At 64.5% G+C, this 13,444-nt stretch carries 13 protein-coding genes and 1 pseudogene; 9 read left to right on the forward strand and 5 right to left on the reverse strand.

The genetic code is table 11. The annotated features are described in order from the left end of the window. The first annotated feature begins 238 nt into the window (after positions 1–238). Positions 239–526: an MSMEG_0570 family nitrogen starvation response protein gene (locus Q0D45_RS06880; RefSeq protein ID WP_293390386.1), complete on the forward strand. Its 288-nt coding sequence runs from the start codon at positions 239–241 to the stop codon at positions 524–526. An 81-nt stretch (positions 527–607) separates the two neighbouring features. Here the strand turns inward: Q0D45_RS06880 and Q0D45_RS06885 are convergent, their stop codons facing one another. Next, positions 608–1,903: a porin gene (locus tag Q0D45_RS06885; protein ID WP_293390389.1), complete on the reverse strand. Its 1,296-nt coding sequence runs from the start codon at positions 1,901–1,903 to the stop codon at positions 608–610. A gap of 1,028 nt (positions 1,904–2,931) precedes the next feature. Between Q0D45_RS06885 and Q0D45_RS06890 the strand changes: the two genes are divergently transcribed. From Q0D45_RS06890 to Q0D45_RS06915, 7 genes and pseudogenes are all read left to right on the forward strand, one after another. Continuing rightward, complete coding sequence (locus Q0D45_RS06890; protein WP_293390391.1) at positions 2,932–3,411, forward strand: MSMEG_0572/Sll0783 family nitrogen starvation response protein; 480 nt, start codon at positions 2,932–2,934, stop codon at positions 3,409–3,411. A 149-nt stretch (positions 3,412–3,560) separates the two neighbouring features. After that, positions 3,561–4,460 (forward strand): annotated as a pseudogene (locus Q0D45_RS21610) (Nit6803 family nitrilase); the annotation flags it as partial. Positions 4,461–4,670: 210 nt separating this feature from the next. Beyond that, positions 4,671–5,768 (forward strand): MSMEG_0568 family radical SAM protein, encoded by a 1,098-nt coding sequence (locus Q0D45_RS21615; protein ID WP_366946366.1) that lies wholly within the window; start codon positions 4,671–4,673, stop codon positions 5,766–5,768. Positions 5,769–5,772: 4 nt separating this feature from the next. After that, a complete protein-coding gene (locus tag Q0D45_RS06900) occupies positions 5,773–6,348 on the forward strand; it encodes an MSMEG_0567/Sll0786 family nitrogen starvation N-acetyltransferase (RefSeq protein WP_293390396.1) in 576 nt (191 codons plus the stop codon). After that, on the forward strand, positions 6,345–7,373 hold the full coding sequence (locus tag Q0D45_RS06905; RefSeq protein ID WP_293390399.1) for a sll0787 family AIR synthase-like protein: 1,029 nt from the start codon (positions 6,345–6,347) through the stop codon (positions 7,371–7,373). Before Q0D45_RS06900 ends, Q0D45_RS06905 begins: the two co-directional genes overlap by 4 nt. Next, positions 7,366–7,650 (forward strand): MSMEG_0570 family nitrogen starvation response protein, encoded by a 285-nt coding sequence (locus tag Q0D45_RS06910; RefSeq protein ID WP_293390402.1) that lies wholly within the window; start codon positions 7,366–7,368, stop codon positions 7,648–7,650. The genes Q0D45_RS06905 and Q0D45_RS06910 overlap by 8 nt, the downstream gene beginning before the upstream one ends. A 30-nt stretch (positions 7,651–7,680) precedes the next feature. Then, positions 7,681–9,006, forward strand: coding sequence for an MSMEG_0569 family flavin-dependent oxidoreductase (locus Q0D45_RS06915; protein ID WP_293390405.1), 1,326 nt, complete (start codon positions 7,681–7,683; stop codon positions 9,004–9,006). A gap of 41 nt (positions 9,007–9,047) precedes the next feature. Here the strand turns inward: Q0D45_RS06915 and Q0D45_RS06920 are convergent, their stop codons facing one another. From Q0D45_RS06920 to Q0D45_RS06930, 3 genes are all read right to left on the reverse strand, one after another. Continuing rightward, a complete protein-coding gene (locus Q0D45_RS06920; protein ID WP_293390408.1) occupies positions 9,048–9,968 on the reverse strand; it encodes an alpha/beta hydrolase in 921 nt (306 codons plus the stop codon). Continuing rightward, entirely contained in the window at positions 9,965–10,765 is an 801-nt protein-coding gene (locus Q0D45_RS06925; RefSeq protein ID WP_293390409.1) for a class II aldolase/adducin family protein, read from the reverse strand. The genes Q0D45_RS06920 and Q0D45_RS06925 overlap by 4 nt, the downstream gene beginning before the upstream one ends. 117 nt (positions 10,766–10,882) lie before the next feature. Beyond that, positions 10,883–12,049: an alanine--glyoxylate aminotransferase family protein gene (locus Q0D45_RS06930; RefSeq protein ID WP_366946367.1), complete on the reverse strand. Its 1,167-nt coding sequence runs from the start codon at positions 12,047–12,049 to the stop codon at positions 10,883–10,885. Between the two features lie 349 nt (positions 12,050–12,398). Here Q0D45_RS06930 and Q0D45_RS06935 point away from each other — a divergent pair, with 349 nt between their 5' ends. Next, the gene (locus Q0D45_RS06935) at positions 12,399–13,136 is read left to right on the forward strand and encodes a DUF2461 domain-containing protein (RefSeq protein WP_293390412.1); all 738 of its coding nucleotides are present in this window, start codon (positions 12,399–12,401) and stop codon (positions 13,134–13,136) included. Positions 13,137–13,180: 44 nt separating this feature from the next. Here Q0D45_RS06935 and Q0D45_RS06940 read toward each other — a convergent pair. Further along, positions 13,181–13,444 (reverse strand): hypothetical protein (locus Q0D45_RS06940; RefSeq protein ID WP_293390415.1); only part of this gene is annotated, 264 nt, incomplete at its 5' end.

Raw genomic sequence — 13,444 nt, forward strand, 5'->3', positions numbered from 1 at the left:
CGGTGCAATGGACGAGCCATGCCGCGCTTTCCGCGATTGCCCAGCGCTGCGACACGACCCGGCGATGCAACAGCGCCTGATCGGGTCACAAGTAAATTGCTCATCAATTCATCAGCCTGGGCCGATGATCGCACGGTGATTGCATCGTGGAAAGCCAGTAGTGGCATATCGATTGCTGCAGCTCGGAAGCCACGCTGCGCCGCGTGGCGGCAGGGCGCATCAACCAAGGAGCCGGGTCATGCCCGAAGTCCATTTTCGCGTGCGCTGGCCCGATCAGTCGGCCACGCGCTGCTACTCACCATCGACCACCATTCGCCGCGCCTTGGGGCCGGGGAAAAGTTATCCGCTTGGCGAGTTCGTCTCGATCAGCCGCGCCGCGCTGGAGCGTGGCAGCGAGCGGGTGCGGCGCAAGCATGGCTTCGCCTGCGGCCACGCCGAAATGCAGATCGCGATCATCGAAAGCTTCGCTGCCCGCTTCGTCGATCAGCCGGATGCGCAGGTGACGATCGAGGCTTACGAGGACTGATCGTTGATCCAAAAGACCGGACACCTGCTGCGGCCATTTCGCGGCAGGTGTCCGGGTACCAGACCGCTTTGAGGGCAACGATCAGAACGAGATGAAGAAGCCGACGTTGTAGTTCGAGGTATTGATCGTCGCCCCGCTGTTGGCTTTCGACTGGGCGTCGGTGTACTCGGTGGTCAAGGTCAGATTGTCGAGCAGCTTGTGATAGAGGCCGATCGTGTACTTGCTGTTCGCCTTCAGCAGATCGCCGCCGTCGGCATCGCCATCGGTGCTGTTCAGGCGGCTGATGCCGTAGTTCGCGCCGAGCGTGGTCTTGGCGTAGGTGTAGGTCGCCTGGATGTAGCCGCCCTGGGACACGCGCGCCTTGCCGGTCGGCGAGAAGCCTTCGATGAAGTACGAATATGCGCCCAGGCCTTCGCCGTAGTAGTAGTGGCCGACCAGTGCGGCACCGGCGTAAGCGACCTTGCTGGCGACGTCGAAGCCGAGCGCGACCGGATTGCGGTCGGTCAAGGTGGCACCGGCGCCGGCCACCGTCAGTTCCTGCTTCTGGTACAGGCCGTCGGCCGACACGAAGCCGTTGAGGCCGGTGGTCGCGCCGAACTTGTACTTGACCTGGCCCTGGATCTGCGGCGCCGGCTTGGCCGAGGCAGTTGACCCGGCACCGATGCCGGTCAGCGCAATCGCATCGAGCGGCTGATAGATGCCGGCCGATACGGTCAGGCCGCTGAAGCTCGGCGTGGTGTAGGTGATGCCGGCGTTCGGCGTCGGAAACAGATGGCCGAAGCCGATCGTGCCGAGCGTGGTGTTGGCCGGCGAAGTCGCGGTGCGGACGCTGGCGACACCGACGGCGATCAGGGTGATGTCGTTGACGATCGCGTCGAAGCCGAGCATCGAATAATCGCGGCCGACTTTCAGCGTGCCGAGTTCGGCGGTGCTGAAGGTGGCGTAGACCTGTCTGATGTCGAGATTCGGGCTGCCGAGTGCGACATTGCCGGCGCCGCTGCCCAGATTTGGACCATTGCCGAACGCGAAATCGTTGTTCGCAACGCCGGGATAGAAGCCATAGAACACGGCCGTGTCGACGCCGGAAACCTGGGTCTTCACGCCGAGCACGATACCGTTCGGCAGGTTGCCGGAGTTCAGGCTGGAGGCCTTGCTCGATTCCCCAGCCGGCGCCGCGCACAACAGGCTGCCGGCCACCACACCCGGATTCTTGTCGCAGTTGGTGAAGGTGTAATTGGTGTTGACGTTGCCGGACACGCTGAAGGTGATGCCGCCGGTTTCGACGGCAAATGCCTGCGCGGCACCGCTGCCCAGGCCGGCGCCGAGAAACATCAGTGCGGCGCTGCCGCGCGCCAGAATGCGGGTGTTGCTGGTCATGGTGTAGCTCCCTAGGGTTGATCGATCGAACGCAGCGAGACGGCTTGGAACCCGACGCGCTCGCTGCCGGGTTCGGCGATCGCAGGAGCAAACGATATGCCAACTGTTGCAAATAATTAGCGATCAATTTTGTAAATTGTTCTGCAATGTCTTGCCTGGCAACAGGATTTGCCAGCACAACAAATTTTCGCCGGGTCGGCCATCTGGAGACCGGAGAAACCGGCTGTAGAAGGCTGCGATCACTCCGGGAACTCGGGCAGAAAAATCGTTAACTATTGTTTTTTCTTGTTTTTATTAGATAAGAATCTCCAGGAAACCTGATCAATTCGATGCGATCACTGCCCGAACGAATCACCGTGGCCGGACGAAAACTTCCAAAATCGCCGCGCAACAGTTCTGATCACGCGCACCAAGCGCACCGGTTTGCGGCGTTCACCTCACGAGTCGGGTGATCAAACATCAGGCGGATCGATACAATCCCGAAACATCACAATCACTTGCAGCCAGTGTTTCGAACTGGTGCAGACTTCCTGCGATCACTGAGCGCGCGTCGAAACAACTCCGGGAGTCCTTCCCCGCGCACAGGGATTTGAAAGGCAGGCATGAGCCGTCGTCCGTGACCGGCTTTTCCCGCGCTTGAACACCGAAGGCCTAGCACCGCGTTCTGCCCGAATCACGGGACGTGACTAGGTGCATCAACGTCCCATAACGCTTTTCGCACTGTTCTGGCGCGCGAAATCAGGGCGCGCGCCCTGATTTCTGGCGAGCTATTCCCGCCCCCATATGACGCTCGACAGCGACGCCAGCTTTGGCCTCGTTGCCGGCTGATCGATCCGCCAATCAAAACTTCAGGGAAACCAACAATTTCCCATACTGATCGCATAGTGATCGCATTTATTTGTCGATCTATGGCACGTGGATTGCGATAACCCTGGCGTGACGCCGCCGTCTGGCGCACTGCCCTTCACCGCTTTCCACCGTTTCCATTGCGCCGCTCGTTGGCGCCGCCATCAGCCAGGAGTCGATCCATGCCAGCAGTCACCACCACCCCGACCAAGAAAGGCGATTTCTTCGTCGATTACGAAGAGAAAGTCTTTGAAGACGTGAAGGCCAAGCCAGGCGAGAAGGCGCTGGTGACCTTCCACACCGTGGCTTTCGAAGGCTCGATCGGCCTGGTCAACATCCTTCAGGCCAAGCGCCTACAGCGAAAGGGCTTCGAGACCTCGATCCTGCTTTACGGCCCGGGCGTGACCTTAGGGATCCAGCGCGGCTTCCCGACCATCGGCGATGAAGCCTTCCCGGGCGCGCAGAACTTCTCCGGCCAGCTGAACGCGTTCATGGCGGAAGGCGGCAAGGTTTATTGCTGCCGTTTCGCGCTGCAGATGCTCTACGGCCACGGCGAGCATTCGCTGCTGCCGGGCATTCGCCCGATCAATCCGCTCGACGTGCTGGACCTGTGCCTGCTGCATCGCGAAGGCGCGTTCGTCATCCACACCTGGACGGTCTGATTTACGCCGCCCGCCGTTGCTGAGCCCCACCCGCTGACTGCCGAGCCGCGAGCGCATTCCCCAGTGCACGCAGTTCCCGGTCAGGCGGGTGGTGGCGTTTTCAGCAGGCCTAACAGCGCATCCCGCTGCACTTGAAACGGATCTCCGTCATGCCCGCAAAGAACATCGTCCGAGTCGCCGCCGCCCAGTTGAACCCGGTGCTCGACTCCGCGACCGGCACCGTCGACAAGGTGCTGAAAGCGATCGCCGACGCCGCCATTGAGGGCGCGCAACTGATCGTGTTCCCGGAAACGGTAGTGCCGTACTACCCCTATTTCTCGTTCGTCATGCCCGCCGTCTCGATGGGCGCGACGCATCTGAAGCTGTACGAAGATTCGCCGATCATTCCCGGCCCGGTGACCGATGCGATTGCCGCCGCCGCGAAAGCCGCCGGCATCGTCGTGGTGCTCGGCGTCAACGAGCGCGATCACGGCACGCTGTACAACGCCCAGGTGATCTTCGACGCCGACGGCACGATGTTGCTCAAGCGCCGCAAGATCACCCCGACCTATCACGAGCGGATGATCTGGGGCATGGGCGATGGCTCCGGCCTGAAGGTCGTCGACTCGGCCGTCGGCCGTATCGGCGCACTGGCCTGCTGGGAGCACTACAACCCGCTGGCCCGTTATGCGCTGATGGCGCAGCACGAGGAAATCCACTGCTCGCAGTTTCCGGGCTCGCTGGTCGGCCCGATCTTCGCCGACCAGATGGAAGTGACCATGCGCCACCACGCGCTGGAATCCGGCTGCTTCGTGGTCAATGCCACGGCCTGGCTGACGCCCGAACAGAAGCGCGGCCAAGCGCCCACGCCGGAACTGGAAAAGGCCTTCGCCGGTGGCTGCTACACCGCAATCATCACGCCCGAAGGCCGTCATGTGGTCGAACCGCTGCGCGACGGCGAAGGCCTCTTGATCGCCGACTGCGACATGGCGCTGATCACCAAGCGCAAGCGAATGATGGATTCAGTCGGCCATTACGCGCGCCCGGAGCTGCTGAGCCTGGTGCTCGACGCCCGCGCCACGGCGCCCGTTTCGGGCTTGCCGACGCCTGAGGTTTCGATGCCGCTGAGCGTCGCCGAGACACAGCCGCTCGTGCACCGAATTCAGACCGGGTCATCGCCCTGCCCGACGCGCGCAAGACGGCGCTGCGCTGATTCTTGCTTGAAGCCCTTGTTGATCACCCAGGAGCCGTCCATGGAAACCGCCACCACTTCACAGCTGCTGACCGAACTGCAATCGCAGGGTCTGCGTCTTGCTGATGCTTCCGCCGGCGCGCCCAGCCGCCGCGGCGGTGCCGGCCCGAGCGATCACAAGGCAGTGACCATCGACGGCCGCACGATCATGGTGCCGGTGCACTCGGCGGGCGCGATGGCATCGGTCTACGAGGTCAGTGCGCCCGGTGCTGACGGCAAGGCCACGCTGAAGCGCAACACGATTCCAATCAAGGAAATCTCGTTCCCGAAGCAGCCGCGCTTCTACAAGATGCAGACCTTCGACGGCGTGCCGTACTGGAAGATCGCCACCCTGCACGGCGCCGACGTGCTGGCGACCACGGTGCTGCAGACCTGCGTGCGCTACGGCCGGCGCAGCACTTCCTGCCAGTTCTGCGCGATCGGCGAATCGCTGGCCGGCGGCCGCACGATCAATCGCAAGACGCCGGAGCAGCTCGGCGAAGTGGCCCGCGCGGCGATGCTGCTCGACGGCATCAAGCACATGGTGATGACCACCGGCACGCCGAACTTCACCGATCGTGGTGCCGAGATTCTTTGCGAGTCCGCGTTCGGCGTGAAGGCCGCCACCGTCGCCCACGCCGGCTTCGCCAGCGGCTTGCCGATCCAGGCGCAGTGCGAACCGCCGGACGACGCACGCTGGTACCAGCGCATGAAGAACGCTGGCGTCGATGCGCTGGGCATGCACATCGAAGCGGTCACCCAGTCGGTGCGCGAACAGATCATGCCGGGCAAGGCGACGGTCAATATCGAGCAGTACCTGACCGCCTTCGCCGACGCCGTGCAGGTGTTCGGCCGCGGCCAGGTTTCGACTTACATCCTGTACGGCCTCGGCGATACCCGCGAGGCGGTGCTGGAGATGAGCGCGAAGCTCATCGCGCTCGGCGTCTATCCCTTCGTGGTGCCGTTCGTGCCGATCCAGGGCACACCGCTGCAGGATCAGCGCTCGCCGAATCCAGTCGAGATGCGCGAGCTGCTGGAACCGCTCGGCAAGATGCTGGTCGCCGGCGGCCTGAAGTCCGCCGACATCAAGGCCGGCTGCGGCAAGTGCGGCGCCTGCTCGTCGCTGTCGGCCTATGAAAAGGCTTGAGGCCATGACTGCCACCGACTGGATTCCCGCCTGCGCCGCCAGCGAAACCTTTGCCACTTACCGGCCGGTGGAATACCGCGTGAAGCTGGCGACCGAAAGCTGGGAACTGCGCGAAGCCCTGGCGCTGCGCCGCGCGGTGTTCTGTGCCGAGCAGCGCCTGTTCAACTTCACCGATGTCGATGACATCGACGAGGCCGGCGCGCTCACGCTCGTCGCCGTGTCCTGCATCCACAGCATGGCCGAGGACGTGGTCGGCACCGTGCGTGTGCACGCGCTGGGCAACGGCATCTGGCAAGGCTCGCGGCTCGCCGTGCGTCGCGACTATCGCGGCCAGGCCTGGCTGGGCAGCGAGCTGATCCATCTCGCCGTCAGCCTCGCTCACGCGCGCGGCGCAACTCGATTCCTGGCCCAGGTGCAGCAGCAGAACGTGGCGCTGTTCGAGCGCCTGCACTGGCGCTCGATCGAAGCCATCGAGCTGCGTGGCCGGCCGCACATGCGGATGGAAGCGGACCTCGCCCATTACCCGCCGTGCACCGCCGTCGAGCTGGGTTTCCTGACCACCTTGCGGAGTGCTGCGTGAGCGACAGCCTCGACAGCCTGATCGCCGAACTGCGCAGCGGCCGCGGCGTGGCTCACAAGCGCGACATCAGCGCCGTGGTCGCAGCACTCGGCGTCGGTGGCGACAGCGCGATTGCCGTCGGCGACGACTGTGCGGCGATTCCCGATCCTTCCGGCAACGGCTGGTTGCTGCTGGCGATCGAAGGCTTCCTCAGCGAGTTCGTGGAACGCGAACCGGCGTTCGCCGGCTGGTGCGGCGTGATGGTCAACGTCTCCGATATCTACGCGATGGGCGGCCGACCGATTGCCGTCGTCGATGCGATCTGGAGCCGCGACGCAACGCATGGCGGCGCGATCCTCGAAGGCATGGCGGCCGCCGCGAAGGTCTACGGCGTGCCGGTGGTCGGCGGGCACTCGAACGCGCGCGCCGGCAACGAACAACTGTCGGTCGCGATCCTCGGCAAAGCCAATGCCTTGCTGAGCAGCTTCGAAGCGAAGCCCGGCGACGTGCTGATCTCGGTCGTCGATCTGCGTGGCGGTTATCGCCAGCATTTCTCGAACTGGGATGCCGCCAGTGGCAGCGATCCGGAACGCCTGCGCGGCGATCTGGAAATCCTGCCGAAGCTCGCCGAAGAGAAACTCTGCTGTGCCGCGAAGGACATCAGCAATGCCGGCCTGCTCGGCACCGTGCTGATGCTGCTCGAATGCTCGGGCATCGGCGCTGAAGTCGATCTCGATCAGGTGCCGATGCCGGCCGATGCCGACCCGGCGCGCTGGCTGCTGCATACCTTTCCAAGCTACGGCTTCGTGCTCGCGGTGCGGCCAAGCCGGGTCGATGAAGTGCTGGCTCGCTTCCATGCGCGCGATCTGTCGGCATCGGCCATCGGCCGCTGCACGGCGACGCGTCAACTCCATTTGAGCGAAGACGGCGATAGCGCGCTGGCCTGGGATTTCAACGAGGAAGCGCTGATCGGCTGCGGGCCGGACAAGGCGCACCCGGGTTCATCCCAATCACTCCTTTCAACCCTGGCGCCCACTCATGCCTGAAGTCCGCTTCGAAGTCCGCTGGCCCGACGACTCCACTTCACTGTGCTACTCGCCGTCGTCGACGATCCGCGACTACTTCAATCCTGGTCAGCCGTATCCGCTGAAGGACTTCGTGCGCCTGAGCCAGGCCGCGCTGAACCACGCCAGCGACCGCGTGCGCCTGCGCTACGGCTACGCCTGTTCAAGCGCGGCGCAGCAGCTTTCCGAAATCGAACGTCGAGCCTTGGCCTATGCAGCCAGCGCCGACGCTACCGTCACCGTGCTGCGCTTCGAATAAGCGCCAGCACCCACCCCTGTCCGCAACACGATGAACGACATGACCCGCCATCTCCCACCCAATCACCAGCCCAATTCCCAGCCCAATCACTATCCCGTCATCGTCATCGGTGGCGGCCAGGCAGGCCTGTCGGCGAGCTGGCATCTGAAGCAGCGCGGCATCGCGCACGTGGTGTTCGAGAAAAACCGCATCGCCTACGAATGGCGCGAACGGCGCTGGGATTCGTTCTGTCTGGTGACGCCGAACTGGCAGTGCACCCTGCCGGGCTTCCCGTACCAGGGCAACGATCCCTACGGCTTCATGCTCAAGGACGAGATCGTCGCCTACCTCGAAGCCTTCGTGGCCAGCTTCGATCCGCCGGTGCTCGAAGGCGTTGGCGTCACCAAGCTCAGCCGCAACGACAACGGCGGCTATCTGGTTTCCACATCAATCGGTGAATACTCCGCCGACGAAGTGATCATCGCCGTTGGCGGCTATCACCTGCCGACCAAGCCGAAGGCCGCGGAGCGTCTGCCGGCCGACATGCTGCAGCTGCATGCGCCGCAGTACCGCAATGCCGATGCGCTGCCACCAGGCGCGGTGCTGGTGGTCGGCACCGGCCAGAGCGGCTGCCAGATCGCCGAGGATCTGCACCTCGCCGGCCGCAAGGTGCACTTGTGCGTCGGTGGTGCACCGCGCGCGCCGCGCCAGTACCGCGGCAAGGATGCGGTCGAATGGCTGAACCAGATGGGCTATTACGACATCGGCATCCACGAGCATCCGAACAAGGAAAGAGTCCGCGCCAAGGCCAACCACTATCTCACCGGCCGCGACGGTGGCCGCGAGATCGACCTGCGCAAGTTCGCCCGCGAAGGCATGGCGTTGTACGGCCGCCTGAACGACATCGTCGGCACCAAGCTGACGCTCAAGCCTGACCTTGAACAGAACCTCGATGCCGCAGATCTCACGCTGGAATCGATCAAGGACACGATCGATGCCTACATCGCGAGGAATGGCATCGATGCGCCGGTCGAACCGCGCTACCTGCCGCTCTGGAAGCCCGCTGCCGAACGCACGGAACTCGATTTCAATGAGGCCGGCATCACCACCGTGATCTGGTGCATCGGCTACAAGGCGGACTTCACTTGGGTGGACGTGCCGGTATTCGACGGCCGCGGCTATCCCGGTCACGACCGCGGCATCACCACCGTGCCCGGCCTCTATTTCCTCGGCCTGCCCTGGCAGTACACCTGGGGCTCGGGCCGCTTCTCCGGCGTGGCGCGCGACGCGGCGCATCTGGTCGAACGCATTGCTTCGCGGCTGTACACAGCACCGCGCGCGACGGCCGGATTGAATGCGCTGGCGCTGGGGAGTTAATGCGCTTTTGCTCCTTCCCCGTTCACGGGGAAGGAGCAAAGCTAAGCCGCCAGCCGTTCGTGAAAGCGCAGGAAGGCGTCCAGCACCGCCTGCGGCGCTTCGGTCTGCGGGTAATGGCCGATGCCTGGCAGCAGGGTGACATCGGGATTCGGAATCAGCTGCCGGTAGCGCTCGACCATGTGCGCGCCCGAGATCGGATCGACCGCGCCATCGATCACGTGCAGCGGCACCACGGTGGTCTGCAGCGCGCCGACCCAGCGGTCGCGGTTGGCGCGGCGTTCGAGGATGTAGCGAATCAGCCGGTGCAGCTTGCGATGGCCGTTGTCATGCGCGAGCAGCGACCAGAACACTTTCAGCTCTTCGGCCGAAGGCTTGGTCTGCGGCCCGAACACCAGCGCGAAGCTGGGCATGAAGCGCTGCTCGGTCATCACTGCAGCCACCAGCGGGCCGAGCATCGACAGCAGCAGTTTCTGCGCGCGCGAAGCGCGATGCGTCTCCGGAAACAGGCCGCCGTTGAGCAGCACGCAAGACGCGATTCCCAGCGAGGCATCGCCGGCCGCGCGGCGTGCAGCATCGCGCGCCAGCAGTTCCTGGGCGACGGTATCGCCGACGTCATGGGCGAGCAGATGCACGCGCCGGACACCGCGGTCGCGCAGCAGCGCTTCAGCGATATCGGCCTGCACCGTGATCGGATAATCCTGCCCCGCAGGCTTCGCGGAGAAGCCGTAGCCGAGCATGTCGAAGGCCAGCAGGTGCCCGAAGCGCAGGCTCAAGGCTGCCCAGATCGGATACCAGTCGAACGATGCGGTCGGGAAGCCGTGCAGGCACAGCAGCGAAGCGTCGCGCTCGCTTGCTGCGCCAGCTTCGCGGACGAAGATCGGCTGGCCCTGATGCTCGAAGCGCAGGCCATCGCCCCGCCATTGCGCTAGCGCGGCGAGGCTCAGGCCCGGGCAGGTGGTCACGTGCGGTACGAGGGATCGGCCTTGTCGAGCTTGCGCAGCAGGCCTGGCCAGACCAGACCGGCACCCTGCCCGCGCGTGGCTTCCTTCATCTGTCGCATGCCGCCGTCGAGGATGTCCTGTGGAATCATCAGCAGGTTGTCGACGTTGGCAGCGCCCGCGCCCATCGCCCGCACCTGGATGTTGCAGGCGCTCTCGAACAGATACATCGCAACCCAGGCCTCGGCGACCGAACTGCCGACGGTTAGCAGACCGTGGTTCCTGAGCATCAGGTAGGTGTTGGTTCCGAGGTCACGGACCAGGCGCGGCCGCTCATCTTCGAGCAGGGCCACGCCTTCGTAGTCGTGATAGCCGAGGTTCGACATCACGAAGATCGACTGCTGCGAGATCGGCAACAGGCCTTCCTTGCGCGCCGACACGGCAACGCCATTCGCCGAGTGCACATGCAGCACGCAGTGCGCATCCTCGCGCGCCGCGTGCACGGCGCTGTGAATGACGAAGCCGGCCGGGTTGATCGGGTACGGCGACTCCATGACCTTGTTGCCTGCGAGGTCGACCTTGACCAGGCTCGACGCAGTGATCTCGTCGAACAGGAAGCCGTAGGGGTTGATCAGGAAATGGTGATCGTTGGAGTGGGCAGGCCCCGGCACCCGCGCCGAGATATGGGTGAACACCAGATCGCTCCAGCCGAACATCGCGACCAGCCGGTAGGCGGCGGCGAGATCGACTCTCAGCTGCCACTCCTCGGGCGATACCTTGCTGCGGACTTCCGGGATTTCCAATTTTTCGTGGGCAGTCATGGCGGGCTCCTCCGTCGTTGCCGTGCGTCTTAAGTGGTCGGACGATGACATAGCCCCAGCAAAACGGGCAGTCAGGGTGAACCTGAAGCCCGTCCGGGACCCTCGATGCAGATCGACTTACGCGGTGGCTTCCAGCACTCGTGACGTCGAACGGCTGCGGCCGCTGACCTTGGCCAGTGCGTTCAGCAGCAGTTCGACATGGCGCTCGCTGCAGCTCTGGCCCATCAGGCCGATGCGCCAGACCTTGCCGGCGAAATCGCCGAGGCCGGCGCCGATCTCGACACCGTGATCGTTCAGCAGCTGACCGCGGCCGGCAGCGTCATCGACACCTTCCGGAATCCAGACGCTGTTCAGCTGCGGCAGCCGCTCACCCTGCGGCACCACGTAGCGGAAGCCGAGATCTTCCAGACCTTCGGCGAGCAGCGCATGCACGCGCGCATGGCGCGCCCAACTCGCTTCCAGGCCTTCCTCGTGCAGCATGCGCAGCGCTTCATGCAGGCCGAACAGCGCATTGACCGGCGCGGTGTGATGGTAGGTGCGGCGCGCCGTGGCGTTGCCGCCGCTGCCCCAGTAGCTCATCACCAGCGCCAGATCCTGGAACCAGGAGACCACCGGAGAATTGCGCGTCTTCAGGCGCTCAACGGCAGCCGCCGAGTAAGTGACCGGCGACAGGCCCGGCGGCGCTGACAGGCACTTCTGGGTGGCCGAGTAGGTCGCGTCGATGCCCCAGGCATCGACTTCCAGCGGCACGCCGGCCAGCGAGGTCACCGCATCGCAGAGGCTCAGGGCGCCATGGGCGCGGGCAATCGCCGCGATCGTCTTGGCATCGCTCAGCGCGCCGGTGGAGGTTTCCGCGTGCACGAAGGCGACGACCCGGGTGCCCGGATTGGCCTTCAGTGCGGCTTCGACATCGGCCGGATCGACCGCGCGACCCCAAGGTGTGGCGACCTTGACAACCTTGGCGCCGGCGCGCTCTGCCATCGAGCAGATACGGCCGCCGAACACGCCGTTGACACAGACGATGATGGTGTCGCCCGGCTCGACCAGATTGATGACGCTGGTCTCCATGCCGATCGAACCCGGCGCCGAGATCGCGAAAGTCAGATCGTTCTCGGTGCGGAAGGTGGCGCGCAGCAGCAGCTTGATCTCGTCCATCAGGCGAACGAATTCGGGATCGAGATGGCCGATCGTTCCCTGGCTGGCAGCGGCCAGAACCCGCGCATGGACATCGGACGGACCCGGGCCCATCAGCACCCGCTTCGGCGCCACGAAGCCACCGACCATCGGCACGGCGGCGCTCACGAAGCGCGCTCCGTGGTCGGGAGGAAGGCCACATCGAAATACGGATTGCTGAGGAGATCGCTCATCGGATGACCACCGCTGTCTGGCGCTGCTATTGGGCGCCCGGATATAGGCTTTTATTTGCCGAAACAATCGCGTACAGCGCGTTTCGGACGCGCAGTACATGCGCGCGGCCGCGCGGCGTCAAGGCCCCTCGAGAAACATCGTGACCGGCAAACGGTTTCGCCATCGGCTGTCTTCAGCCAGATCGAACGGCGATGGCGCGTGGAATAGTGCTTGGAATGGGGCCGTACATCCGGCATCGTCGCGGCACTCCCGGAGACCGATCCCGATGGCCAAAGCCACCCCGTATTTCTCGACTCAGACCTTCGCCTTCCTGCGCGCGCTCGACGCCAACAACAGTCGCGAATGGTTCACCGCCCACAAGCCCGAATACGAGCAGCACGTGAAGCTGCCGTTCCTGCGCCTGATCGGCGATCTCGATGCGCCGCTGAAGGAAATCAGCCCGCACTACGTCGCCAACCCGAAGCCGGTCGGCGGCTCGATGTTCCGCATCCATCGCGACACCCGCTTCGCCGCCGACAAGACGCCGTACAAGCCCTGGGCCGGCGCCAGCTTCTACCACCAGGCAACCCGCGCGGTGACCCGTGGCGGCGATGCCGATCAAGGCACCATGGGCCGGCTCGATGCGCCCGGCTTCTACCTGCACATCAAGCCCGGCGACAGCTTCCTCGGCGGTGGCATCTGGCATCCGCAGCCGGAGACCTTGAAGCGCATCCGCACCTACCTGGTCAACAACCCGGCGAGCTGGAAAGCGGCGACGCGCTCGGCCGCGTTCAAGAGGGCTTTCGGCACCCTGGGCGGTGACAGCATGAAGCGCGTACCGCTCGGCTACGACCCAGCGCACGAGCTGATCGAGGACATCAAGCGCAAGGACTACATCGCCTCCGCCGCGCTCGACGACGAAGCGCTGCTGGCGCCCGACCTGCCGAAACGGATCATCAAGCAGTACAAGCTCGCCAGCCCCTTGATCGACTGGCTGTGCGGGGCGCTGGATCTGGATTACTGAATTGCGAGCACGGCGCACCGTGCTCCGCAATGGCTGCTGCGGCCTCAGGCCGCCATCTGCAGCGCCGGATTGAAAAGCGCCAGGAAGCGACGACGTGCCGAGTTCGGCACGGCGCACTGCTGCAGGGCGTCGTCGAGGCCGTCGGCGAGCACGGTCAGGGCGTGGAGATCGGCCTTGTCTTCGCGACGCTCGCTGCGCGCCGGCACGAACAGGACATTGCGCTGTGGGCCACCGGCCAGCCAGCTGAAATGGCGCACCAGCATCAGCCGCAGGCGGACGATGTTGATGCCGCTGAAGTGATGATTGAT

The sequence above is a fragment of the Nevskia sp. genome, from assembly GCF_023266035.1.
In the GTDB taxonomy this organism is placed as follows: Bacteria; Pseudomonadota; Gammaproteobacteria; order Nevskiales; family Nevskiaceae; genus Nevskia.